This window comes from Labrys sp. LIt4, from assembly GCF_017813775.1.
GTDB lineage: Bacteria > Pseudomonadota > Alphaproteobacteria > Rhizobiales > Labraceae > Labrys > Labrys okinawensis_A.
The window spans coordinates 147,295-168,583 of the sequence record NZ_JAGIPY010000006.1; the positions used below are offsets into that span (position 1 = coordinate 147,295).

The window sequence follows — 21,289 nt, forward strand, 5'->3', positions numbered from 1 at the left end:
CCGCACCCTGAGCATAGAATGCATTCCTTCCGCTCAACGTTCCGACGGCAAGGCCCGAAAAGTCAATCGGACGCATCGCTTCCACCGGCTGGGCCGAGAAGACAGCCGACGCCAGTCATAGGACCTGACCTCCCGCCGCGGCGCGGCAGAGTAACGTCAGGAAGGATCGGGAATGCTGGCTTCGCGCTTCAGCCAGTCTATGAGCAGGTCGACGGCCTTCTTCCTTGCCTTGCGCCGGGGCGCAATGAAGAAATAGGCGTTTTGCGTGACGATGGCTTGCCTGGTGAGCCTGACCAGCCGGTTCTGGGTGAGCAGGTCGTCGACCAGCCGGCGCCAGCCGAGTGCGATGCCGTGGCCGTTCAAGGCGGCATAGATAGCCTCGGTATAGAAGCTGCAATGCATGCCCGAGCTCTTGCTCGGCATCGGGACGGAGAATGCCGCAAACCACTCCGCCCAATCGGTCCAGGTGGGATCGGCCGTGTCATTGGTGATCAGGGGATAGCGCGTGAGCTGGGCAAGATGCTCGATCTCACCGATCTCCTGCGCGTAATCGGCGCTGCAGATGGGAAAGATCTCGTCGTGAAAGAGAAATTCGGCGTCCCCATCCGGCCAGATACCGGTTCCGAAGCGAATGGCGAGATCGACGTCCTCGCCATCGACCTTGACGGCATTGTCCTGCGTGATGATGCGCAACCTGATAGTGGGGTGTGCCTTCGAAAACGAGGAGATCCGGGGGAGAAGCCAGAAATGGGAGAAGGCAATCGTCGCCGCAATGGCCAGATCCTCCTCCGCCTCCTCCCTCGACCACTCCGAAATCGTCTCGGCGATGAGGTTGAAGGCCGTCGTGGCCGTGGACGAAAGCTGCTTGCCCTTCTCCGTCAATTCGACCCGTCGATGCAGGCGCCGGAACAGGGGAAAGCCGAACGTTTCCTCCAGGAGATGAATCTGGCGGCTGATCGCTGCCTGGGTGACGCCCAGTTCCGCGGCCGCCCTGGTGAAGCCGCCCAGGCGCGCCACCGCCTCGAAGACAGTGAGCGCTGTGAGCGGGGGAAGTTTTCGCCGCAGATTGGTCATGGCCCCGGGGAACTCCCGCCTTCAGACGGCACCGCCAACTCGGCGACAATAGGAGATAAGCATTACATTGAGTTATGGCAGACGTAAACATTTGTGCCGTTGAGAGGGCGGTTTCATGCGCGCATGATGAAGCCGAATCTGGTGATGAAAACTCATGCTCAATTCATTCTCATCTGCGATCTCGCCTCTGCTGGACCAGCGCATGCCGGGCCATGCCCTCCCTGCCGGCCTCTACACCCGCGAGGACGTCTTCAAGGCGGATCTCGACGTGTTCTTTCGCCGGCACTGGATCTATGTCGGGCTGGAATGCGACGTTCCCGAGCCGGGCGACGCCCATGTGATCGATCTCGGCAGTTCGAGCATCATCCTGCTGCGTGACGACGACAACCAGATCCGGGTGCTGCACAATGTCTGCCGCCATCGCGGCGCCCGCCTGCTGGACAGCGGTACCTCCATCGTCTCCAAGCTCGTTTGCCCCTATCATCAGTGGACCTACGAACTCTCCGGCGAACTCGCCTATGCCCCGCATATGGGCACGGGCTTCGACAAGACCTGCAAGAGCCTCAAGCCGGTCCATTTCCGCTCGATCGGCGGGCTGATCTATGTCTGCCTGTCGGACAATCCCCCCGAAGACATCGGCACGCTCGAGACCGTGATGCGGGAACGCCTGGCGCCCTACGACATTGCCAACAGCAAGGTCGCCTTCCAGAGCGAGATCATCGAGAAAGGCAATTGGAAGCTCACCATCGAGAACAATCGGGAATGCTACCACTGCTCGTCGAACCATCCCGAGCTTTGCGTCTCCTTCATCGATCTGGATTTCGGCTTCGATCCGGCCAGCCTGAGCCCCGAGGACCGGGAGGAGGCCGAGCGGCATCAGGCCCTCTACGAGGCGCGCACCAAGGCCTGGGAGGCTGAGGGATTTCCTTCGGCGGCCGTCGAGCAGCTCGTCGACTGCGCCACCAATTTCCGGACCCAGCGCCTCATCATCGCGGGAGCCGGCGAGTCCCAGACACCGGACGCCACCGCCGCCTCGTCCAAGCTGCTCGGCTCGATGACGCGCAAGGATCTCGGCGACGTCCATCTATGGGGCCACAATTGCTGGCATCATTTCATGGGCGACCATGCCGTGTGCACGATGATCATCCCTCTCAGCGCCGACGAAACCCTCGTGCGCACGAAATGGCTGGTGCATAAGGATGCCGTCGAGGGCCGCGACTACGATCTCGACAAGCTCACCAGCGTGTGGATCGCCACCAACGAACAGGACGCGCAACTGGTCGCGCGGTCTTATTCGGGTGTCCTCGACCCGGCCTATGAGCCCGGCCCGTACTCCCCCTTCACCGAGGGCCAGCTCGACAATTTCGCCACCTGGTACATCGACCGGATGCGCGCCAATGGCTACTGACAGCGCGCTGCAGACAGGTGCCGGCAACACCCCTGCCCCGCATGCTGAAGCATTCGACCAGCTCCTCTGCGTCGACGTCCATGACGAAACGCATGACGTGAAGAGCTTCACCTTCCTGTCGCCTGACGGCAAGACCTTCGATTTCGAGGCGGGCCAGCATTTGTCGCTGGAACTGGAGATCGACGGCCTGCCGGAAAGCCGCTGCTACAGCATGTCTTCCTCGCCGGCGAGGCGGAAGGCCATCACCGTCACGGTGAAGCGAACGGAAGGCGGCCGCGTCTCGAACTGGCTGCACGACAATCTGGTTCCCGGCATGATGGTCAAGGCCTTGGGGCCGCTCGGCGCCTTCGTCCGCCCCGCGGCCATGCCGGCCAAGCTTGCCTTGCTGTCGGGCGGCTCGGGCATCACGCCGCTGATGTCGATCGTCCGGGACATCGCCGATTCGGCGCAGGCCGCGGACGTGGTCTTCGTCCATGCCGCGAGGACCCCTCGCGATCTCGTCTTCCGCGACGAGCTTGGCGTGCTGGCGAACCGATTGAAGGGCCTGCGGCTGATCCTGCTTCCCGAAGAGGTCACCGGGGAGCCATCCTGGCCGGGATTGACCGGGCGGCTATCCAAGGCGTTCCTGTCGCTGGCCATCCCGGATCTCGCCGAGCGCGTCATCATGTGCTGCGGCCCGGCGCCTTTCATGCGTGCCGTCCGCTCCTTCAGCGCCGAATTGGGCAGCCCGGCTCACAATTATTTCGAGGAGAGCTTCGACGGTGTCGGCGTCGAGGAACCGTCTGCCGAAGTCCTGCCACAAGCGAAACTCTTCAAGGTCGAGTTCGCCAAACAGTCACGCACCATCGAGGTTGCCGGCGAGCAGACGGTGCTGTCGTCGGCGAAAAAGGCAGGCGTTCGCCTTCCCTCGTCCTGTGCCAATGGCCTTTGCGGCACCTGCAAGTCCAAACTCGTCAGCGGCAGCGTCGACATGCAGCACAATGGCGGCATACGCCAGCGCGAGGTCGATGCGGGCTTCTTCCTGCCCTGCTGTTCCAAACCGCTGAGCGACCTGGTGATCGACAGATAAGCCTTGCCGGCACCACCTCCGGGATGGCAGGCATCCCCGTCGATAAGCGCTAACATTGGGTGGAGGGTCGATCTTCAGATCGACCACCCTTGTCCTCACGCTCGACATTTTCAAGATGGTCGATCTGGAGATCGACCCTCCGCGCTATCTGCGCCCTTGACCGCAGAGTCAGTGCTTATAGACAGGGATGCCTGCGATCCCAGAAGCATTTCTAAAGGATGGGAAAGGCGGATCAACACCTGTACAATTATGTCTACTAAATTGACATGATTGACACTATGCTCGACATCCATGTGCATCTCGCTCGATCGCCGATTTGCCGTTTGATGGAGGGCGCTTCATGGAGCAGGTTTTGGGAGAAACGGGCTGGCGAGGCTCGGCCGAGGTCTGGCTGGAAGCTGCCTATGAGCTTCTGCTCGAATCCGGGGTCAGCACGGTCAAGATCCTGCCCCTGGCCAAGAAACTCGGCCTGTCCCGCACCAGCTTCTATTGGTTCTTCAAGGACCGGGAGGAACTTCTCGGTGCCCTGATCGCGCGCTGGCGCGACAAGAACACCGGCAATCTGGTCAAGCAGGCCCAGGCCTATGCCGAATCGATCGCCGAAGCGATGCTCAACGTCAATGATTGCTGGATCGACAAAACGCTGTTCGATGCCCAGTTCGAATTCGCCGTGCGCAGCTGGGCTCTGGAATCGCCGGAGATCCTCACCGAAGTGAGAACCGCCGATCAGATCCGCCTCGACGCCCTCGCGCAGATGTTCACGCGCTTCGGCTATACCGCAATCACCGCCGATGTGCGGGCGCGGACGACCTATCTCACCCAGATCGGCTATATCTCGATGCAGACGCAGGAAGACGTCGCCCTGCGCATGAAGCGCATTCCCGAATATGTCGAGATCTTCACGGGCGTGAGGCCCGAACAGCGCGAGCTCGATCGCTTCCACGCCAGGCACGGCTTCAAGGGGTAGGCTGTCTCCCGGCCTGATCGGCGAAGCTTCCTCAGGGCTGTGTATCCGCCCGCAACGCCCAGAAGGCGAATAGCGGCGTTTCGAGCGAGCGCATCGCATGCCTGATGCCGGGCTTGTTGTAGAACGAGCCGCCCACCCCGGGCGCAAACCAGTCCCCCTCCCCCTGGCGGAACTCGCCGTCGGACAGCACCAGATAGACCTCTTCGGGGGCATGGTCGTGATCGGGATAGCGCACCTTCGGCGCCATCAGCGACACGCCGAGCCAGACGTCACCGCGCTCCTCCAGGCCCCCGGGGCCTAGAAGCATCGCATTGGCATGCCCGTCCGCGAAATTGGCGCTGGCCGTGCCATCATTGTTCGGGCGCCGGCGCCATTGCAGGAATGGCTCCACCGCCTTGAAGCTATCAAGCAGCCGGGCGAGCGTGGCATGTCCCGTATCGATCCGAAGGGCCTGATCGAGATGCCCGCACGCCGGCAGGCGAACGCCGGCGCCCGTTCTTGCCTTCTTCGCCTCTTCCAGCGCCGTGAAGATCTCGCCGATGGATCGACGTGCATCCGGGTCCTGCGCGAATTGACCGAAAGCCTCCTGGGCTGCGTCGACGAAATTCTGAAGGGTCGTGCTTCGCTGCGTCATCGAGAGCCTCGCGATCAAAGATCCTTGGCCAGCCTGAGGCCATCATAGATGGCCGCATGGGTATTGCGAGCGGCAACCGCGTCGCCGATGCGGAAGAGCTGGAACTTGCCCTCCCCGTTGCGGACGACGGATTGGGGCTGGCCGGCGATCAACTGGTCGTAGGACATCTCCCCGAGATTGCTCGAGGATGGCTTCAATTCGAAATAGAGGTCGTCGAGCGGAATCGTGCCGTGATTGACGACAATCTGGTCGAAGCTGCGCTGCCTCATGACGCCGCCATAGTCACTGCCGATATGGGCGACCAGCTGGTTGCCGGCCTTCTCGACGGCATGGAGGCGGTAGGTGACGGTGAAGGCGACATCCAGTTTCTGCAGCGCGCGCATATAGGGCACGAGGTTCATCGCCATCACCTCCGGCGCGAAGGAACGGTCCGGCGTCATGATCTCGACCTTCGCACCGGCCTGCGCCAGGATCTCGGCCGCCTGCAACCCGGCATGGTCTCCGGCATCGTCGAAGATGAGCACGTTGGAGCCGGGTTTGACATCGCCGGAAATGATATCCCAGGCGGAGACGACGAGCTCATTGCCGGTGGACAGCACCTCGGTATGTGGCAGGCCGCCGGTCGCGACGATCACCACGTCGGGCTTCTCGGCCTCGATGCTGCCGGTATCCGCCCAGGTGTTGAAATGGAAGGTCACGCCCAGCTTCTCGCACTGGCCCATGCGCCAGTCGATAATGCTGATCATTTCCTTGCGCCGCGGGCTCTGGGCGGTGAGTCTGACCTGCCCGCCAGGCTTGCCGGCAGCCTCGAAGACGACAACCCGATGCCCCCGCTCGCCGGCGACGCGCGCCGCCTCCAGGCCCGCCGGGCCAGCGCCGATGATGGCCACTGTCTTGCGAACCTCAGCCGGTTGCAGGGTATGCGGCATGGTCAACTCACGGCCGGTGGCCGGATTGTGAATGCAATAGGCCGCCCCGCCCTGATAGATACGGTCGAGGCAGTAATTGGCGCCCACGCAGGGACGGATGTCGTCCTCGCGCTTTTCGATGATCTTGCGTACCAGGTGCGGGTCCGTCATGTGGGCGCGCGTCATCCCGATCATGTCGACCTTGCCGGCGGCGATGGCGTGACGCGCCGTGGCGACATCCGGAATCTTGGCGGCGTGAAAGGTGGGAAACTGCGTGGCCGCTCGGATTTCACCTGCGAAATCCAGGTGCGGCGAGTTCGCCATGCCCTGGATCGGGATGACGTCGGTCAGCCCGGCATCGGTGTCGATATGCCCGCGGATGACATTGAGAAAATCGATCAGGCCGCTCTCCTTGAGGCGGCGTGAGATCTCCAGGCCGTCTTCCCTGGTCGTGCCGCCCTCGAGCTGCTCGTCGGCCGTGTAACGCACGCCGACGAGGAAGTCGGGCCCGACACGCTCGCGGATGGCCTTCAGCACGTCGAAGCCGAAGCGCAGGCGGTTTTCGAGCGATCCGCCATAGGGGCCGTCCAGCTCGTTGGTGAGCGGCGACCAGAACTGGTCGATCAGATGGCCATAGGCTTCCAACTCGATGCCGTCCATGCCGCCGGCCTTCATGCGCTCGGCCGCATCGGCGAAATCCTTGATGATGCGCTCGATGTCCCAGTCTTCCAGTTTCTTGGGAAAGGCGCGGTGGGAAGCTTCCCTGTGGTGGGAAGGCGCCACCACCGGCAGCCAATCTCCCTTGTCCCAGCGCGTGCGGCGGCCAAGATGTGTGAGCTGGATCATCACCGCCGCGCCATGCTCGTGCACGGCGTCGGTCAGGTCCTTGAGCCAGGGCACGATCTCGTCCCTGTAGGCGAGCAGATTGTTGAAGACCGGCGGGCTGTCCTTCGAAATGGCCGCGGATCCGGCCGTCATGGTCATCGCGACCCCGCCCTTGGCCCGCTCCACGTGATAGGCCCGATAGCGCTCCTTCGGCATGCCGTCCTCGGGATAGGCCGGCTCATGGGAGGTCACGATGATGCGGTTGCGGAGCTTGAGATGCTTGAGCTGAAAGGGCTGCAGCAGGGGATCGTTCGACATGGCTCGGGGTCCAGCATTGCATGTGCATCAAAAGGCTAGGCAGAATGTACATATGTGTCAATCGACCTCTAACGGTCTCGTCATGTTTTTTGACAATGGTGTACATTTTTATTGCTTCTAAACGAGGGACTATGGCAGCATGGCTCCCGTCTATGGACGACGGCGCTTTCCGGCGGGAAGTTTGCGGTCGCTTCATCGCCAAGCATGGTTGCCGGCTGATCACATGAGCAATTCACGATGAGCGGATCCCTGAAAATCGGCGTGATCGGCGCGAATGGCTGGCTTGGCGGCGCCATCGTCCAAGCCCTGCTGGATGCCGGCATTGTCTCGCCCGAGCATTTGGTCCTGTCCCTGCGCAGCGGCGAGCCCACGCGCTTTCCCGCCGCGCGCTGGACCCGAGACAATCAGGATCTTGCCGACAGCGTCGATCTCCTCATCGTCAGCGTGCGCCCCGCGGACTGGCCGGCGCTGGGCGTCCGGGCTGCGGGCAAGCTCGTCATCTCCGTGATGGCCGGCATTGGCCTGGAACGGTTGATCGCCGGTCTCGGCTCCGAGCGCGTTGTACGCGCGCTGCCCAACGCCGCAGCCGAAGTGCGGGCCTCCTTCACTCCCTGGATCGCCACCCCGGCCATATCGGCCGAGGAGCGCCGGCTCGTCGGCCGGATCTTCGAGGCCTGCGGCACGAGCGCCGAACTCGAGAGCGAGCGCGAGCTGGACTACCTGACCGGCCTTGCCGGTTCGGGACCCGCCTTTCCGGCGCTGCTGGCGACGGCGATGATGCGCCACGCCACGGCGCACGGCATCGACGCCGAAGTGGCCCGGCAGGCTGTCACCCATCTTCTCGTCGGCACCGGACGCTTGTTCGAGAAGAACGGCGATGACCCGGCAAACACCGTCGAGGTCTTTCTCGACTACCGGGGCACCACCGCCGCCGCCATCGGGGCGATGTGCGCCAACGGCTTCGACGAAGCGGTTGGCGCAGGCCTCGCCGCAGCCTTCCACAAATCCATCAGCATGGGCCTTTCGGCCTAGCTGCAAGGGGCACGGTGACGGCGGCGCACCGACAGCCTGACAAAGCCGCCTGAAGCAGAGGGAAATGACCGTGAAGAAACTATTGTTGACGAGTTGCCTTGCCCTTAGCCTGGCCGGGCCGACGTCTCTGGCTCAGGCAGCCGAGTGCGGTTCGGTGTCCGTTGCCAGCATGAACTGGCAGAGCGCCGAGGTGCTGTCCAACATCGACAAGTTCATCCTCAACAACGGCTATGGCTGCGCCGCCGAGATCACGGTGGGCGACACCGTGCCGACGATCACCTCCATGGCCGAGAAGGGAGAGCCCGACATCGCGCCGGAGGCCTGGATCGATCTCCTGCCGGACGTGGTCAAGCGCGGCATGGACGAGGGCAAGCTGGTGACGGCTGCGACCTCGCTGCCCGACGGCGGCGTGCAGGGCTGGTGGATTCCCAAATACCTCGCCGATGCCCACCCCGACATTAAGACGATCGGCGATGCCCTCAAGCACCCCGAGCTCTTCCCCGATCCCGAGGACTCCAGCAAGGGTGCCATCTTCAACGGCCCGCAAGGCTGGGGCGGCACCGTGGTGACGGCGCAGCTCTATAAGGCCATCAATGCCGAGAAGGCCGGCTTCAGGCTGGTCGACACCGGTTCGGCGGCCGGCCTCGACGGCTCGATCGCCAAGGCCTATGAGCGCAAGAAAGGCTGGTTGGGCTATTACTGGGCGCCGACCGCCCTGCTCGGCAAATACGAAATGGTCCGCCTCGATCCCGGCTATCCCCGCGACGAAGCGGAGTGGAAGCGCTGCAACACTGTGGCCGATTGCGCCGATCCCAAGCCCAATGCCTGGGTTCCCGACAAGGTCTACACGCTGGTCTCCAAGAAGTTCTCCGAACGCGTCGCTCCCGAGGTCATGGACTATCTGAAGAAGCGCGCCTGGCACAACGAGACCGTCAACAAGGTGATGGCCTGGATGACCGACAACCAGGCCAATGGCGAGGACGGCGCCAAGCACTTCCTGAAGGAAAATCCCGACATCTGGACGCAATGGGTCTCGCCGGCGGCCGCCGAGAAGATCAAGGCCGCGCTCTGACAACAAGAGGTGGCGCGCTTCGGGCGCGCCGCCTTCGTGACGCCCATAGCAAGAACAACAGGGCGCCGTGGCGGCAAAGAGGGGTTATCCGATGGAGTGGTTCTACAAATTTCCGCATATGAACGATGACAGCCTTCGCGATCTGAAAAAGGCCATCGACGAGGGATTTCGCACTTTCACCCGTACCTATGGCGATGCCATCGAGAGCTTCTTCTCGCCGCTTCAGTATTTCCTGATGCAGGCCGAACGCTTCATGACGCAGACGCCGTGGCCGATCATCACCCTGATCATCCTGGCCATCGCCTGGTTCGCCAGCCGGAGCTGGAAGGTGGTGCTCGCCTGCCTCGTGACCCTCATGGCGATCGGCTATTTCGGCATGTGGGACGACACCATGCGCACGATCTCGATGATCTTCGTGGCGACCGTGCTTTCCATCGTGATCGGCATTCCCATCGGAATTCTGATGTCTCTCAATGACCGGCTGCAGAGAACGGTCAATCCCCTGCTCGACGTGATGCAGACCATGCCGAGCTTCGTCTACCTCATCCCGGTGGTCATGCTGCTGGGGATCGGCCGCGTGCCCGGCCTGATCGCCGTGGTCATCTATGCCATCCCGCCCATCATCCGCCTTACCAACCTCGGCATCCGCCTGGTCGACAAGGACGTTCTCGAAGCGGCCGATGCCTTCGGATCGTCCGGCTGGCAGAAACTCAAGAACGTCCAGCTCCCCCTCGCCTTGCCCACCATCATGGCCGGCATCAACCAGACGATCATGATGGCGCTCGCCATGGTGGTCGTCGCCTCGATGATCGGCGTCCAGGGGCTGGGCCAGCCGGTGCTGAAGGCCATTGCCAACCAGTATTTCACCCTTGGCATCTTCAACGGCCTCGCAATCGTTGGCATCGCCGTCATCTTCGACCGGGTCAGCCAGGCCTATGGCCGGCGCCTTCAGAAGCACCGGGAGACGGTTCATGGCTGAGGGCACGAACCAGTACGGCATCGAGATCCGTAACCTTTCCAAGATCTTCGGCCCGAATGCCAAGGCGATGGTTGAGCTCGTTCGGCAGGGTGCGACCAAGGCCGAGCTCAACGAACGGCATCGTCATATCCTCGGCTTGCGTAACATCAACATCAGCATGCCGGCCGGCGGCATCCAGGTGATCATGGGCCTCTCCGGCTCTGGCAAGTCCACGCTCATCCGGCACATCAACCGCCTCGTCGATCCAACGGACGGCGAGGTGCTGGTGGGCGGCGAGGACGTCGTCAAGATGAACCAGCGCGAATTGCGCGAGTTCCGCCGCCACAAGACGGCCATGGTCTTCCAGAAGTTCGCGCTGCTGCCGCACCGGACCATCCTGGAGAACACGGTTTACGGCCTCGAAATACAGGGCGTGCCGCGCGCCCGGCAGGTTGAGGAAGCGATGCGCTGGATCGGGCGGGTCGGCCTCAGCGGCTTCGAGGCGCATTATCCCAACCAGCTGTCGGGTGGCATGCAGCAGCGCGTCGGCCTTGCCCGCGCACTGACCAACGACGCCCCGATCCTGCTGATGGACGAGGCCTTTTCCGCACTCGATCCCCTCATCCGCATGGACATGCAATCCGTGCTGCTCGACCTGCAGCAGGAGATCAAGAAGACGATCGTGTTCATCACGCATGACCTCGACGAAGCGCTGCGGCTGGGCGACCGCATCGCCATCCTGCGCGACGGCGAGGTGATCCAGCAGGGCACGAGCCAGGATATCGTGCTCAATCCCGCCGACGACTACATCGAGAACTTCGTCAAGGAAGTGAATCGCGGTCGCGTCATCCAGGTGGACGCGATCATGTCCCCCCTCGCCGAGGGTTATGAGACGAACGGCATGACGGTCTCGTCGGGCTCGACCCTGGAAGGCGCCATCCGGCTGCTCGCCCACCAGCCGCATGACGACGTCGCCGTGCTGGACCCGGCGGGCAAGCCCATCGGCGTGGTGAATCTCAGGCAGCTCGCGGCCGCCGTCGTGCCTTCGCACTGACGGGCGGCCGCGAAGGCAAGCAATCCGAGGGGCCGGACCAAGCCACAGCCCCTCGCACGTTCCTCCCACCTGCCGGATGGCCGCTGTGTCCAAGCAGTTTCCCCGCCTGTTCTCTCCCCTCACGATCGGCAAACGCACACTGCGGAACCGGATCGTCTTCGGTGCCCACACCGCGAACATGGCCGTCAATGGGCTGCCGACGGAACGCCATGTCGCCTATTATGCCGAACGCGCCAGGGGGGGCGCCGGCATGATCGTCGTGGAGCCGATGCCCGTGCATCCTGCGGCCATCCTCACCCGCGGCAACTTCCGGACCTGCGACGACAGCGTCATCGCCCCGTTCCAGAAAGTCGTCAGCGCCATCAAGGACAATGGTGCCGTCGCCATCCAGCAGCTCTATCACATCGGCGCCCATGGCGATTCCGACAATTCCTTCCACCCCCATTGGTCCCCCTCGGGCCAGCCGAGCTACCATGACAGCGACGGCTCGCACGCCATGAGCGAGGCCGAGATCTGGGAGACGATCGAGAGTTTCGTGGCGGCTGCGCGCCGGTGCCGGGCCGCCGGCTTCGACGGTGTGGAGGTCTGGGCTGCCTATCTCGGCCTGGTCGACCAGTTCTGGACGCCTTGGACCAACCGCCGCGAGGACCAGTGGGGCGGTACCCTGGGAAACCGCACCCGCCTGTCGAGGGAAATCCTCACCCGCATCCGCAAATCATGCGGCGAAGACTTCATCGTCGGCCTGGCCATCAGTGACGAGCCCGATTACAGCGTCGCGCTCAGCCGTGACGCCCTCGCCGAAATCGTCGGCCTGCACGACCGTCAGGGCCTGATCGACTACGTCACCTGCGGTTCCGGCGGCTATCTCGACTTCCACAAGCTGATGCCGACCTTTCTCTATCCCGAAAAGCTCGGAGCGGATCTGGCGGCCAGAATCAAGGCCGTCACCACGCATGCGGTCGTCATTGCCGAAAGCCATATCCGCACTCCCGAAAATGCCGAGACGGTCCTGAGCGAAGGCTCGGCTGATCTCGTCTCCATCGTGCGTGGCCAGATCGCCGATCCGCATCTGGCCCGAAAGGCCGGCGAAGACCGCGCCGACGACATCAGGGGCTGCATCTCCTGCAACCAGATGTGCTGGGGGCGCCGCTCGCGCGACTACTGGATCAGTTGCCTGATCAATCCCTCCGTCGGGCGGGAGTCCGTATGGGGTGGCGACCGTTTCGAGCCGGCCGCCGCGCCACGAAATGTCCTGGTGGTGGGCGGTGGACCGGCAGGCCTGGAAGCAGCCCGCGTCGCCGCCGAACGTGGGCACAAGGTAATGCTGGCCGAGGCGTCCAGCCGGCTCGGCGGCAATTTCCTGCTCGCCGGCCTGCAGCCCCGCCGCGCCCAGATCCTCGATCTTCTCGCCTGGTATGAACGCCAGTTGCACAAGCTGGGCGTCGACGTTCGCCTGAACTGCTACATGGAGGCCGACGAGGTGGCGACGATGGCACCGGACGCCGTCATCCTCGCCACCGGCTCCCTGCCGCCCGACACCGGTTTCCAGAAAGCCCTTCCGGCGGTCGAAACGCTTCCCGGTATCGAAAAGGGCAATGTCTTTTCGATCGAGGCCGTCATGGGCCGCCAGGCCCGTCTTGGCAGGCGCGTGCTGCTGCTCGACGAAGGCGGCGGCTGGCGCGGTGGCGGAACCGCCTGGAAGCTGGCGGAGGAAGGCCACGAGGTCACCATCCTCACACCGGATGCCTTCGTCGGCAAGGAGCTGCAGCGCACCACCGCCGACGTTCCCCTGCGGCGAACCCTCAGGAAGCTCGGCGTCACCTGGCAGGTCGAGGTCAGCGTCGCCGAATGGCATGGCCAGGGCGCCACGATCATCGACCACACCAGCGGCGAAAAGTCTTTTATTGCGGCCGATAGCCTGGTGCTGGCCATGACCAATATCGCGGCGAACTGGCTCGCAATGGACCTGACGGCCCGGGGCGTGCCCTATGTCGAGATCGGCGATTGCGCGGCGCCGCGCCAAGCGCCCTACGCCTTCTTCGATGGCCGAAAAGCCGCTCTCGGCCTTTGACCGGATGCCGAAAGGCATTGGGCCAGGCAAACCAGCTGCTTCAGCCCCATTTCTTCCGAAATCTCCTGGAATTGTTCTCTGCCGCTGCTTATCGAACCTTCAGGTCCGCTGGCGGTTCTTAAGCCGAGCGATGACGCGGCTGCTCGAAGCTTCCCCGCCGGCCCTGAGCTGCCCTTTGCGGGACAACGGCCGTCTGAAGGCCCCGAAAGGGTGGCTCGCGGCAAGACACAGCAGCATTTTCGAAAGACGAGCAAGATGGCCATATCCGATCCGTCGATTCCAAGAAAGGCAGCTGCCGGCCCCAGTCAGAAATTCGGGACCGAGGGGCTGGCCGACATGGCCCGGCCGAGCCGGATCACGCATTTTTTCATGGCGGTTGTTTCCTGGGCCGAACGCCTCAATCTCAAATATGCAAAGCTCGGTAATCCTCCCGTCTACGAGAATTCCGCTTTTCCCTGGGCTCTGGAGATCGAGAGAGAATGGTTGGCGATCCGCAAGGAGCTGGACGAGGTTCTCCTGCGCCAGAGCGAGCTTCCCTCGTTCCACGAGATCTCGACCGACGTGAAGAGCATCTCGAGCGATGACCGCTGGAAAACCTTCTTCCTGCTTGGATTTGGTGTGAGGTCGGAACACAATATCGCAGCCTGCCCGCAGACTTGGCGCATCGTGAACAAGATACCGGGCCTGACGACGGCAATGTTCTCGATCTTCCAGCCGGGCAAGCATCTGCCGCCGCATCGCGGGCCCTATAATGGCGTGCTGCGCCTGCATCTGGGGCTGATCGTGCCCGAGCCGAACCATAAGCTTGCCATTCGCGTGGGCGAGCAGGTGTGTCACTGGCGCGAAGGCAAAGTGCTTATTTTCGACGATGCCTTCGAACACGAAGCCTGGAACGATACCGACGAGACACGAGTGGTTCTGTTCGTCGATTTCGTCAAGCCGCTGAAATTCCCGGCACGCTTTGTCAATTGGTGCCTGATGAACCTCGCCCTCTTCACGCCCTTCATCAAGGAAGGGCTGGACAATCACAAAGCCTGGGAAAAGAAATTCTATGCGGAAGCCGAAATGCTCCGCAACCAGCCAAGGCATTGAAATCGCCCGGTTCGTGGGTCAGTGCAGGCTATTTCTTTGATTCCGGCCGAGACCTCACGCCGCCTCAGCAAATCGCCTCTCGCCATCGCCGACCAGATCCGCGTCGAGCTCGAAGCCGAGGCCGGCGCCCTGGAGAGCCTCGATCCAACCCTGCTTGGGATCGAGGTCAGGCGACGCCACGATATCCTTCTGCACCAGCTGCCACATGATCTGGTTGCCATCGTCGAGATTGGGGATGGCCAGCGCGATATGGTGCTCGGCACAGGTGGTGATGCCGGTGGTGAAGGAACTGTGGATGCAGATCTTCAGCCCCGCCGCCTCGGCGACCGCCGCCGCCTTCAGCATGGGCTGGATGCCGCCGATCTCTCGCGGCCCAATGCAGATCATGTCGGCCGCGCGCTGGCGGCAGATCTCATAGACGTCGTAGAGCGTGAACGCCGCCTGGTCGGCGACGATCGGAATCCCGACGGCCTGACGCACATGGGCCATGGCCGGAATGCTCCAGCTCACCGTCGGCTGCTCGATGAACTCGATCTCGAATTTATCCAGCTTGCGGCACATGTTGATCGCATCATGCACGCTCCAGCCTTCATTGGCATCGAGCCGCAGGCGCGCATCGCCGATCTCGCGGCGCACCGCCGCCGTGATTTCGAGGTCGAGCTTCTCGCCCCGCCCGACCTTCAAATAGAAGACGCGTTCGCCGCGCGCCCGGCCGGCGGCCGCATAACGCGCCAGTTCCTCGGTGGTCTCCCCCTGCAGGAAATAGAAATAACCGACGGCCTGGCGATGAGCTCCGCCCAGAAGACGATGAACCGGCAGGCCGGCAAGCTTTCCCTGGAGGTCCCACATCGCCATGTCTACACCTGAGAACATCTGGTTGGCCGCGCGCATGATATTGGCGCCGTGGCCGAGATAGTCCTGGTGGAAGATGCGCGCGATCAGCGGCGCGACGTCATGGGGCGACTGGCCGACCAGATGAGTCGTCAGCCGCCTGAGGATCGCTGCCGTTCCCGCCTGGTCCGGCGCCACGGTGCATTCGCCGATCCCCACCATGCCGTTGTCGGCCTCGATCTCGATCAGATTGACGGCGAAACTCTCCCTGATGCCGTAAGACCAATGATAGGGCTGCTTGAGGGGCAGCACCAGCGGCCGGATGCGCACCTGCGAGATCTTGACCATGTCGCCCATTCCTTCCTGATATCAATGCGGGTGGCGTTGCCGGTGCCCGGCCTATGCGCGGGCGCCGGCGGCAAGCGTCGAAAGGGCCTGGGTGATGCGGCCCATCGCCGCTTTCGCGCGCGATGCTGTGTTGCGAGCCCTCAGAAAGCTGTGCGGCAGGCCTTCTTCCTCATGCCAAGATGCCTGGACACCTTCGGCGCGCAGCCGGCTGCAATAGACCTCCCCATCGGAGGAAAGCGGATCGCATTGCGCCGTGAAGACAAACGTCGGCGGCAGGTGGTCGAAGCTGGGGCTGGCAAGCGGGGTGAAGCGCGGATCGCTGCTGCAATCGATGCCGCCGGTGCGCACGTCGCGATAATAGAGGACGTCGCGGGTGGTCAGCAGGGGCGCCTCGGCATGAATGAGATAAGAGCCCCTGTCGATATCGCTCCCCAGGAGGGGGTAGATCAGCACCTGCCCGATCGGCCGTTGCCCTTGGCGCCCGGCATGATCCGCAAGGCAGGCGGCAAGATTGCCGCCGGCAGAATCGCCCGCCAGCACAATGGGGCGATCGAAACCGGCCGTCACCCAGCCATAGGCGGCAATGGCATCCTCCAGCGCTGCCGTTCCCCCATGTTCGGGAGCCAGGCGATAATCGACCGAGACGACTGTCAATCCCGTCGCCGCGCAGAACTCGGCGCAGACATCGTCATGGCTTTCGAGACCGCCGAGCACGAAGCCGCCTCCGTGGAAATAGAGGATCGTCGCACGATGGTCGCCGCGCCCTGACGAATAGATGCGGATCGGAATGGCGTGGCCCGGCGTCTCGACAGCCGTGGTCTCGACGACGATGCCGGGAGGTCGGCCCGTATGAAAAGCCCGGGCCATCCGGTCATAGACCTCCCGGTTGCGCTCGATCGGCCAGTCGACGGCCTCGGGCGGATAGAAAGCGTTCGTCCGATTGATGAAATCCCAGGTTTCGGCGTCGATCAGTCGAGTATAGTCCGGCGTCATCATCGGGTACCGCAGGCAGGCATGAGGTGAGGTCCATCGGCGGTCGTCATTGCGAGCGCAGCGAAGCAATCCAGAGGTTATAAACACTGCGTCTGAAGCCCTGGATTGCTTCGCTACGCTCGCAATGACGGTCATTCATCGTTCAAGTCCAAGAGCCATCTGAAATCAAAGCAATCCCGCCTTTTTCAGATAGTCCTCGGCCACGTCCTCGATCGCTTTCTTGTGGACGTCGACTTCGCCATTCAGTTCCTGCATGGTGGCATCGTCGAGCTTGGCCGAAAGCGACTCGAGCGTGGCTTTCAGGTCCGGATGGGCGTCGAGCGTGGCCTGGCGGACGACCGGGGCGAGCGCGTAGTTCGGGAAGAAGCCCTTGTCGTCCTTGAGCAGGGTCAGCTTCATGGCGGCGATGCGCCCATCGGTGGCCCCGACCGTGGCGACGTCGATGTCGCCGGCGGCAAGGGCGTTATAGACGAGCCCGATCTCCATCGGCCGCAGATTGGCGCGGCCGGCCTTGAAGCCGTATTTCTTCTCGAGGCCGATCAGACCGTCCTCGCGCTTGGGAAACTCCGCCGTGGCGCCGAGCAGAACCGGCTTGCCGTCCTTGTAGGCGGCAGCGAGATCGGAAAAGGTCTTGAGCCCGTCCGTCTTGGCATTGCCGGGCCGGATCGCCAGCGCATAGGTGTTGTTGGCTTTGGAGGGGGCCAGCCAGACCAGCCCCTTGGCGCCATCCAGTTCCTTGACCCTGGCATAGGTGGCCTCGGGCGAGAGCGGTTCCGTCACCTTGTTGAAGGTCACCAGCGAGGTACCCGTATATTCCCAGTAGAGATCGACCTGTCCGTTTTCCAGCGCGGCACGCACGATGTTGGTGCCCATGCCGTCCTTCTTGTTGATGGTATAGCCCTTGCTTTCCAGCAACTGCCGGGTCATCTCGGCCAGCAGGAACTGTTCGGTGAAATCCTTGCCGCCGACGGTGAGCGTGGCGGCAAAGGCCGTGGTCGACAACACGAAGGACGCCGCCATGCACAGGGCGGCAATCGCTCGCTTCGGCAGAATGCTGATCATGGTCTCTCTCCTGCCGGCCGCCTCCGGACGGCGCTGGCGCGAAAATTCGGGAAGAATGGGCCAGCCCCGTCCGGGCGGCCCATAGGCTCACTTCAGGCCGTTCTGCTTGAGGAAATCGGCCGCGACGACTTCGACCGTCTTCTTGTCGACGTCGACCTCGCCGTTCAGCTTCTGCATGGTGGCATCGTCGAGCTTCGCCGAGAGCGCCTCGAGGGTCGGCTTCAGGTCGGGATGAGCATCGAGCACGGTCTTTCGTACCACCGGTGTGAGGGCGTAATTGGGAAAGAAGCCCTTGTCGTCGGCGAGCACGCGCAGCCCCAGCGCCGCGATCTGGCCGTCGGTCGCCTGAGCGGAAATGACGTCGAGGTCCTTGTTGGCCAGGGCGCGATAGGCCAGGCCCAGATCCATCGGCTTGACGTTGGCGCGGCCGGCCTCGAAGTCATAGGTTTTCTGCAGGCCGAGCAACCCGTCCTGGCGCTTGGGGAATTCGGCCGTGGTACCCATCATCAACACCGTTCCGGCCTTATAGGCGGCGGCCATGTCTGAGATCGTCTTCAGCCCGTCGGTCTTCGGATTGTCCTTTCGCACCACCATGGCGTAGGTGTTGTTGGCCTTCGATGGCGCCAGCCAGACCAGCCCCTTCTCGCCGTCGAGCTGCTTGACCCGCTCATAGGTTTCCTGCGGCGAGAGCTTGTCGGTCACCTTGTTGAAGGTGACGAGGGAGGTGCCGGTATATTCCCAATAGAGATCGACTTCGCCATTCTCCAGGGCGGCGCGGACGATCTTGGTGCCCATGCCGTTCTTCTTGTCGATCGTGTAGCCCTTGCTGGTCAAAAGCTGCGTCGTCATCTCGGCGATGATCTGCTGCTCGGTGAAATCCTTGCCGCCAACCGTCAGATTGGCAGCAAGGGCGACGCCGCCGGCCGCTGCCAGTACGACAGCTGAAAATACGCCCGAACACACGCTCCTGCTCAGTTTCTTCAGCATTGTCATCGTCTTTCCCTCTGTTGCTTGTTGCCGCCGTTCAGCGCAGCGGATTGATGCCTCGCGGGACGAGGTAGTATTGCAGGCGGCCGACCAGGAAATCGGTCAGCACGGCCAGGATTGCGGTGGGAATGGCGCCGGCGAGCATCATCGGCAGCTCGTCGAGGGCGATTCCGGTGAAAATCAGCTCGCCGAGGCTGCCGGCGCCGATCAGGAAGGCCAGCGGAGCGGAACCGACGCAGATCGCCAGCGCGGTGCGGATGCCGCCGAAGATGACGAACAGCGCGTTGGGCAATTCCACCCGCCACAGGGTCTGCAGCGGCGTCATGCCCATGCCGCGCGCGGCTTCCAGGAGATGGGGCGGGACGGCCCTGAGCCCCGCATAGGTGTTGCGCACGATCGGCAGCAAGGTGGCCGCCCACAGGCCGAACACGGACGGCAGGGTGCCGATGCCGAGCCAGGTCATCGACAAAGCGAGGATGGCGAGAGTCGGGATCGTGTTGCCCAGATTGAAGATCTGCATCACGAATTCGGAGAACCGCCGGAGGGCCGGCCGTGACAGCAGGATGCCCACGGGCACGGCGGTCAGGATGGCGAGCCCGCCCGCCCAGGCCACCAGCTCGACATGCTGCAGGCTCAGATAGGTGATGTCGTCCCAATAAGCGAGGATCTCGCCCGCCATGCCGCTGAGCCACAGCCAGAGACAGATGGCGAGCAGCACCGCCCACATCGCCAGCGGAACCCAGAGATGCGAACGCCCCGGGGCGCCCTGACCGGTCGCAATGGTTGCCGCCGGCCCGCTCATCCTGTCTCTCCGGCGTGGCTGAGGCTGGCGACGATCGAGCGATAGGTCAGGACACCCTTGAGCTGTCCGGCCTCGTCCACGCAGGGCAGCACCGGCATGTCCTGGGCGAACATCGAGGCCACTGCATTGCGCAGGTCCGAATGGAGCGAGGCCGTGGTCTCGACCGGGCGCGCATGCTCGCCCACCGTTCCCGCCGCAGTCCTGGCGCGCTCGAGTGCGAGCAGGCCTTGAGGCTTGCCGTCCGCCGTGACCACGATGATGGCCTGCTGGCCCGAGGCCTGCATTTTCTCGAGCGCGAGCGCGATCGGATCCTCGGCCCGCACCGCATCGAACCGGGCGGTCATCGCCTCTCCCGCCGTGACGAGCCGCAGGCGCTTAAGGGCCCGGTCGGAGCCGAGGAAATTCTCGATGAAGGCATTGGCCGGCCTGGCCAGCAGCGCGTCGGGGCTGGCATATTGTTCCAGGCGCCCGCTACGGAAGATGGCGATCTTGTCCGCCATCTTCACCGCCTCGTCGAGATCATGCGAGACGAAGATGATGGTCTTGCGGATCGCCTGCTGCATCTTCAGGAACTCGTCCTGGATCACCTCGCGGTTGATCGGGTCGATCGCGCCGAAGGGCTCGTCCATCAGCATGACCGGCGGATCGGCGGCGAGCGCGCGCAGCACGCCGACACGCTGCTGCTGGCCGCCGGACAGTTCACGCGGATAGCGGCTGAGGAAAAGATCGGGCTGCATGCCCACCAGTTCGAGCAGTTCGCCAGCCCGGGCGCGCGATTTCCTGCGGTCCCAGCCGAGCAGATCGGGCACCACGCAGATGTTCTCGCAGATGGTCTTGTTGGGAAACAGCCCGATCTGCTGGATGACGTAACCGATCGAGCGACGCAGCTGGATCGGGTCGGTCGCGCTGGTATCCTTGCCGTCGATATAGACCTTGCCGCTGGTGGGCTGGATCAGGCGGTTGATCATCTTCATGGTCGTGGTCTTGCCGCAGCCCGACGGCCCCAGCAGCACGCAGATCTCGCCCGCCGGCAGGTCGAGATTGATGTCGTCGACGGCGACGAAGGGCTTGCCCGCGGTTTCGAAGGTCTTGGTGAGATGTTCGAGACGGATCATCGGCTTGCTCCGCCCTTGATGCCCTTGGAAGTCAGCAGCCACTGCACCAGAGCGAGAAGCAGGTCTGCGGCGATCGCCAGGAGAGACACGGCCAAGGCTCCCGTGATCAGTTGCCGCGGATCGGATTGGCTGATGCCGCGCGAGATGAAGGTGCCGAGCCCGCCGGCGCCGATATAGGCGGCGATGGCGGTCACTCCGATATTCATGACCACGGCCGTGCGCACGCCCGCCATGATCACGGGCACCGCCAGAGGTATCTCGACCTGGCGCAGCCGCTGGCCCATGCTCATGCCCATGCCGGTCGCCGCCTCCCGCAAGGCCGGATCGACATTGGCGATGGCGGTATAGGTGTTGCGGATGATCGGCAGCTGCGAATAGAGGATCACGGCGATCACCGCCGGCACGTAGCCGATGCCGTGGCCGAGCGGCGACAGCAGCGGAATCATCAGTCCGAACAAAGCGATGGACGGCACGGTGATCATGATGGAGGCGAGATAGAGCACGGCGTCGGCAGCGGTTTTGGACTGCGTGATCGCAATGCCGATCGGCACCGCCGTGGCGATGGCGATGCTCACCGCCACGAAGACGATGGAAATGTGCTCGAGTGCCCTGGCACCGATCACGTGGAGATTGTCGGAGATGAAGGTCAGGATTTCCATCATGCCGATG

General features: G+C 63.3%; 19 protein-coding genes. 9 read left to right on the forward strand and 10 right to left on the reverse strand.

The window, feature by feature from the left end; all coding sequences use genetic code 11:
* Nucleotides 1-156: 156 nt before the first annotated feature.
* Complete coding sequence (locus J8I29_RS13670) at nucleotides 157-1,074, reverse strand: LysR substrate-binding domain-containing protein (RefSeq protein ID WP_209432055.1); 918 nt, start codon at nucleotides 1,072-1,074, stop codon at nucleotides 157-159.
* A 154-nt stretch (nucleotides 1,075-1,228) separates the two neighbouring features.
* Here J8I29_RS13670 and J8I29_RS13675 point away from each other — a divergent pair, with 154 nt between their 5' ends.
* From J8I29_RS13675 to J8I29_RS13685, 3 genes are all read left to right on the forward strand, one after another.
* A complete protein-coding gene (locus tag J8I29_RS13675; protein ID WP_105860475.1) occupies nucleotides 1,229-2,482 on the forward strand; it encodes an aromatic ring-hydroxylating dioxygenase subunit alpha in 1,254 nt (417 codons plus the stop codon).
* Nucleotides 2,472-3,551, forward strand: coding sequence for a hybrid-cluster NAD(P)-dependent oxidoreductase (locus tag J8I29_RS13680; RefSeq protein WP_105860476.1), 1,080 nt, complete (start codon nucleotides 2,472-2,474; stop codon nucleotides 3,549-3,551). The genes J8I29_RS13675 and J8I29_RS13680 overlap by 11 nt, the downstream gene beginning before the upstream one ends.
* A gap of 340 nt (nucleotides 3,552-3,891) precedes the next feature.
* Nucleotides 3,892-4,518, forward strand: coding sequence for a TetR/AcrR family transcriptional regulator (locus J8I29_RS13685; protein WP_105860477.1), 627 nt, complete (start codon nucleotides 3,892-3,894; stop codon nucleotides 4,516-4,518).
* A gap of 31 nt (nucleotides 4,519-4,549) precedes the next feature.
* On the opposite strand, the gene J8I29_RS13690 is transcribed toward J8I29_RS13685, so the two are convergent.
* Entirely contained in the window at nucleotides 4,550-5,152 is a 603-nt protein-coding gene (locus J8I29_RS13690) for a dimethylsulfoniopropionate lyase (RefSeq protein WP_209432056.1), read from the reverse strand.
* Between the two features lie 14 nt (nucleotides 5,153-5,166).
* Nucleotides 5,167-7,203, reverse strand: a complete 2,037-nt coding sequence (locus tag J8I29_RS13695; protein ID WP_209432057.1) for an NADH:flavin oxidoreductase — start codon at nucleotides 7,201-7,203, stop codon at nucleotides 5,167-5,169.
* Nucleotides 7,204-7,440: 237 nt separating this feature from the next.
* Here J8I29_RS13695 and J8I29_RS13700 point away from each other — a divergent pair, with 237 nt between their 5' ends.
* The 6 genes from J8I29_RS13700 to J8I29_RS13725 all read left to right on the forward strand — a co-directional run bounded on the left by J8I29_RS13700 (nucleotide 7,441) and on the right by J8I29_RS13725 (nucleotide 14,482).
* Nucleotides 7,441-8,235: a pyrroline-5-carboxylate reductase dimerization domain-containing protein gene (locus J8I29_RS13700; protein WP_209432058.1), complete on the forward strand. Its 795-nt coding sequence runs from the start codon at nucleotides 7,441-7,443 to the stop codon at nucleotides 8,233-8,235.
* 70 nt (nucleotides 8,236-8,305) lie between these two features.
* Nucleotides 8,306-9,307 carry an ABC transporter substrate-binding protein gene (locus tag J8I29_RS13705; protein ID WP_209432059.1) on the forward strand — a complete coding sequence of 334 codons (1,002 nt, stop codon included), beginning with the start codon at nucleotides 8,306-8,308 and terminating at the stop codon, nucleotides 9,305-9,307.
* A 91-nt stretch (nucleotides 9,308-9,398) separates the two neighbouring features.
* The gene (locus J8I29_RS13710; RefSeq protein WP_105860481.1) at nucleotides 9,399-10,286 is read left to right on the forward strand and encodes a proline/glycine betaine ABC transporter permease; all 888 of its coding nucleotides are present in this window, start codon (nucleotides 9,399-9,401) and stop codon (nucleotides 10,284-10,286) included.
* Nucleotides 10,279-11,319, forward strand: coding sequence for a glycine betaine/L-proline ABC transporter ATP-binding protein (locus J8I29_RS13715; protein WP_105860482.1), 1,041 nt, complete (start codon nucleotides 10,279-10,281; stop codon nucleotides 11,317-11,319). The genes J8I29_RS13710 and J8I29_RS13715 overlap by 8 nt, the downstream gene beginning before the upstream one ends.
* An 85-nt stretch (nucleotides 11,320-11,404) precedes the next feature.
* On the forward strand, nucleotides 11,405-13,390 hold the full coding sequence (locus J8I29_RS13720; RefSeq protein WP_209432060.1) for an FAD-dependent oxidoreductase: 1,986 nt from the start codon (nucleotides 11,405-11,407) through the stop codon (nucleotides 13,388-13,390).
* A 255-nt stretch (nucleotides 13,391-13,645) separates the two neighbouring features.
* Entirely contained in the window at nucleotides 13,646-14,482 is an 837-nt protein-coding gene (locus J8I29_RS13725; RefSeq protein ID WP_209432061.1) for an aspartyl/asparaginyl beta-hydroxylase domain-containing protein, read from the forward strand.
* Nucleotides 14,483-14,536: 54 nt separating this feature from the next.
* Here the strand turns inward: J8I29_RS13725 and J8I29_RS13730 are convergent, their stop codons facing one another.
* From J8I29_RS13730 to J8I29_RS13760, 7 genes are all read right to left on the reverse strand, one after another.
* Nucleotides 14,537-15,661 (reverse strand): mandelate racemase/muconate lactonizing enzyme family protein, encoded by a 1,125-nt coding sequence (locus J8I29_RS13730; protein ID WP_209432062.1) that lies wholly within the window; start codon nucleotides 15,659-15,661, stop codon nucleotides 14,537-14,539.
* 51 nt (nucleotides 15,662-15,712) lie between these two features.
* Nucleotides 15,713-16,654 carry an alpha/beta hydrolase gene (locus J8I29_RS13735; protein ID WP_209432198.1) on the reverse strand — a complete coding sequence of 314 codons (942 nt, stop codon included), beginning with the start codon at nucleotides 16,652-16,654 and terminating at the stop codon, nucleotides 15,713-15,715.
* Nucleotides 16,655-16,819: 165 nt separating this feature from the next.
* Nucleotides 16,820-17,716, reverse strand: coding sequence for a glycine betaine ABC transporter substrate-binding protein (locus tag J8I29_RS13740; protein ID WP_245196972.1), 897 nt, complete (start codon nucleotides 17,714-17,716; stop codon nucleotides 16,820-16,822).
* A gap of 87 nt (nucleotides 17,717-17,803) precedes the next feature.
* The gene (locus J8I29_RS13745) at nucleotides 17,804-18,709 is read right to left on the reverse strand and encodes a glycine betaine ABC transporter substrate-binding protein (RefSeq protein ID WP_245196974.1); all 906 of its coding nucleotides are present in this window, start codon (nucleotides 18,707-18,709) and stop codon (nucleotides 17,804-17,806) included.
* 31 nt (nucleotides 18,710-18,740) lie between these two features.
* Complete coding sequence (locus tag J8I29_RS13750) at nucleotides 18,741-19,505, reverse strand: ABC transporter permease (RefSeq protein WP_280870459.1); 765 nt, start codon at nucleotides 19,503-19,505, stop codon at nucleotides 18,741-18,743.
* Nucleotides 19,502-20,620 carry an ABC transporter ATP-binding protein gene (locus J8I29_RS13755; RefSeq protein ID WP_209432063.1) on the reverse strand — a complete coding sequence of 373 codons (1,119 nt, stop codon included), beginning with the start codon at nucleotides 20,618-20,620 and terminating at the stop codon, nucleotides 19,502-19,504. Before J8I29_RS13755 ends, J8I29_RS13750 begins: the two co-directional genes overlap by 4 nt.
* Complete coding sequence (locus tag J8I29_RS13760) at nucleotides 20,617-21,279, reverse strand: ABC transporter permease (protein ID WP_209432202.1); 663 nt, start codon at nucleotides 21,277-21,279, stop codon at nucleotides 20,617-20,619. Before J8I29_RS13760 ends, J8I29_RS13755 begins: the two co-directional genes overlap by 4 nt.
* Between the last annotated feature and the right edge of the window lie 10 nt (nucleotides 21,280-21,289).